4 protein-coding genes are annotated in these 2,308 nt (G+C 73.4%); 2 read left to right on the top strand and 2 right to left on the bottom strand.

What is annotated here, in order from left to right:
* Positions 1–1,028, top strand: a 1,028-nt coding sequence (locus GTW08_RS13160) for a MinD/ParA family ATP-binding protein (protein ID WP_161151983.1), incomplete at its 5' end; no start/stop codon positions are given.
* A 127-nt stretch (positions 1,029–1,155) separates the two neighbouring features.
* Here GTW08_RS13160 and GTW08_RS13155 read toward each other — a convergent pair.
* Positions 1,156–1,389 carry a hypothetical protein gene (locus GTW08_RS13155; RefSeq protein ID WP_073576558.1) on the bottom strand — a complete coding sequence of 78 codons (234 nt, stop codon included), beginning with the start codon at positions 1,387–1,389 and terminating at the stop codon, positions 1,156–1,158.
* An 85-nt stretch (positions 1,390–1,474) separates the two neighbouring features.
* Positions 1,475–1,687, bottom strand: a complete 213-nt coding sequence (locus GTW08_RS13150) for a BldC family transcriptional regulator (protein WP_073576557.1) — start codon at positions 1,685–1,687, stop codon at positions 1,475–1,477.
* 300 nt (positions 1,688–1,987) lie between these two features.
* Between GTW08_RS13150 and GTW08_RS13145 the strand changes: the two genes are divergently transcribed.
* Positions 1,988–2,308: DUF4229 domain-containing protein (locus tag GTW08_RS13145; RefSeq protein ID WP_161151982.1), on the top strand; the 321-nt coding region annotated here is incomplete at its 3' end.

Genomic DNA, 2,308 nt, shown 5'->3' with positions numbered 1-2,308 from the left:
CCCCGCCGCGCGGCCGCCCGCAGACGGGGGTGAAGCGGCCCCGCTGGACGGCCCCCGAGGCGATCGAGGCCCGGGCCGCTCAGCACCGCCGCGGCGACGAGCCGCACGGCGGGCTGGACCTCGCGCCCTCGCGCACGGGGCACGGCAGCGCGGGCCGTCCGCCGGCGAGCGGGTGGCGTCGCTGGGTCTACGTGCTCACCGGCGGACTGGTGAACCCGGGGGAGAGCCCCGCGGAGCTGCACCGGCGCGACCTCGTGGCCCGCGCGAACCGGCCGCTGATCAGCTCGCACAAGATCGCGATGCTGAGCCTCAAGGGCGGGGTCGGGAAGACGACGGTCACCGCGACCCTCGGGGCCACGTTCGCGTCGCACCGTGGCGACCGGGTCGTGGCCGTCGACGCCAACCCCGACCGCGGCACGCTGAGCCAGAAGATCCCGCTGGAGACCACCGCGACCGTCCGCCACCTGCTGCGCGACGCCGACCGGGTCCGCCGCTACAGCGACGTCCGCGCCTACACCTCACAGGGCGTGTCCCGGCTCGAGGTGCTCGCCAGCGAGCAGGACCCGGCGGTGTCGGAGGCGTTCAGCGAGGACGACTACCGGCGCGCGGTCGACCTGCTGGAGCACTTCTACAACCTGGTCCTGACCGACTGCGGTACCGGCCTGATGCACTCCGCGATGTACGGCGTGCTGGGGATGGCCGACCAGATCGTCGTCGTGTCGTCGGGCTCGATCGACGGCGCCCGCAGCGCCTCGGCCACCCTGGACTGGCTCGACGCCCACGGCTACGGGGCGCTGGTCCGCAACGCGGTCGTCGTCATCAACACCGTCTACCGGCGTGCCGGTGGCGGGGTGGACCTCGACCGCGTCGCCGAGCACTTCTCGGGACGGTGCCGGGCAGTGGTCAAGGTGCCGTTCGACCCGCACCTGGAGGAGGGCGCGGAGATCGACCTGGAGCGCCTGGAGGAGACGACCCGGACGGCGTTGCTGGAGCTGGCGGCGGCCGTCGCCGACGGCTTCCCGGTCTGATCCCGGGCCGCGACGGTCCCCGTCGCCGCCCCGGACGTGACCGGAGACACCGAAGGGCGGTCCGCCCGGTGGGTGGACCGCCCTTCGGTCAAGGCGTGTCGGGGAGGTGCCGGCCGGCGCGACCCGCTCAGGAACGCTCGGGCGGGTCCTCCTGGTCACGCACCTTCTCGTCGAGTTCGCGCAAGAAGTCGGGGTCGTCGTCGGGGCCGGTCGCGCGCGGCTTCTCGGCCCGCTGGCCCGACGACCAGGGGAACTCCGCGCGTGGGATGCGATCGGAGACCACCTGTTCGGACCGCAGGGTCCGCACGAGCAGCACCGCGACCACGGCCGCGCCGACGAGAAGGATCAGGAAGAACAACATCAGGCCACCTCCGCTGTCCAGCGTAGCGAAGGTGGCCTGACGTACGGGTGAAGTCGAGACCCTCACCCCATGTGTGCCCTCCGGATCAGCGGAGACCGGTGTTCGCCTCGCTGGTCAGGTCGGCCAGCAGGCCACGGACCTCGGACTCGCGGAACCGACGGTGGCCGCCCGGCGTACGGATCGAACCGATCCGCCCGGCCGAGGCCCAGCGGGTCACGGTCTTGGGGTCGACGCGGAAGAGCGTGGCCACCTCACCCGGGGTGAGGAGACGCTCGGGTGCCTGAGTCGGAGCTGCCATGGGGATCCTCCCGAAGTGCACGTGGAGTATGTGTCACGGTGCTCGCCGGAGGCATCCGGCCGGGTACCGCTCTCGGTTTCCGGGCCATCGTGACACCTCAGACCCCGGGTACTCGAACGGTGTTGTGTGAGTAAAGGGTTCTTAAAGGGCAAAGCCGGTGAAAGCCTCGAACCGGACAGTCGGGGACGGCCGGGGAGGGACCGCCGCCCGGGCGGGTGGTCGCGATCCGGACGTCCGGGACGGGGGCGGGTGGAACCGGGCAGCCGTGATCCGGCCGGTCCGGCCCGTACCCTGGAGGTCATGACGTCTCCGACCCCGCCGCAGGCCGCGGCGCGGGAGCGCGCCGGTGAGCCCGGGCTGGCCACCACGGTGGCGCTCTACACGCTCGCGCGGCTCGGTCTGCTCGCCGTGCTGACGGTCGTCCTCGCGCTGATCGGCGTGCCGTGGCTCGTCGCGCTGCTCGTGGCGCTCGTCGTCGCACTGCCGCTGTCGATGGTGCTGTTCCGCGGGCTGCGGGAGCGGCTGGACCGGGCGATCGCCGCGTCGACGGCCCGCCGGTCGTCCGAGCGGGCGTCGCTGCGGGCCCAGCTGCGCGGCGACGTCGGCCCGCCGCCGTCCCCG

Source organism: Pseudonocardia sp. SID8383 (assembly GCF_009864975.1).
In the GTDB taxonomy this organism is placed as follows: Bacteria; Actinomycetota; Actinomycetes; order Mycobacteriales; family Pseudonocardiaceae; genus Pseudonocardia; species Pseudonocardia alni.
Note: the sequence above shows the minus strand (reverse complement) of the source record. Positions and strands in the feature narration are given on the sequence as shown.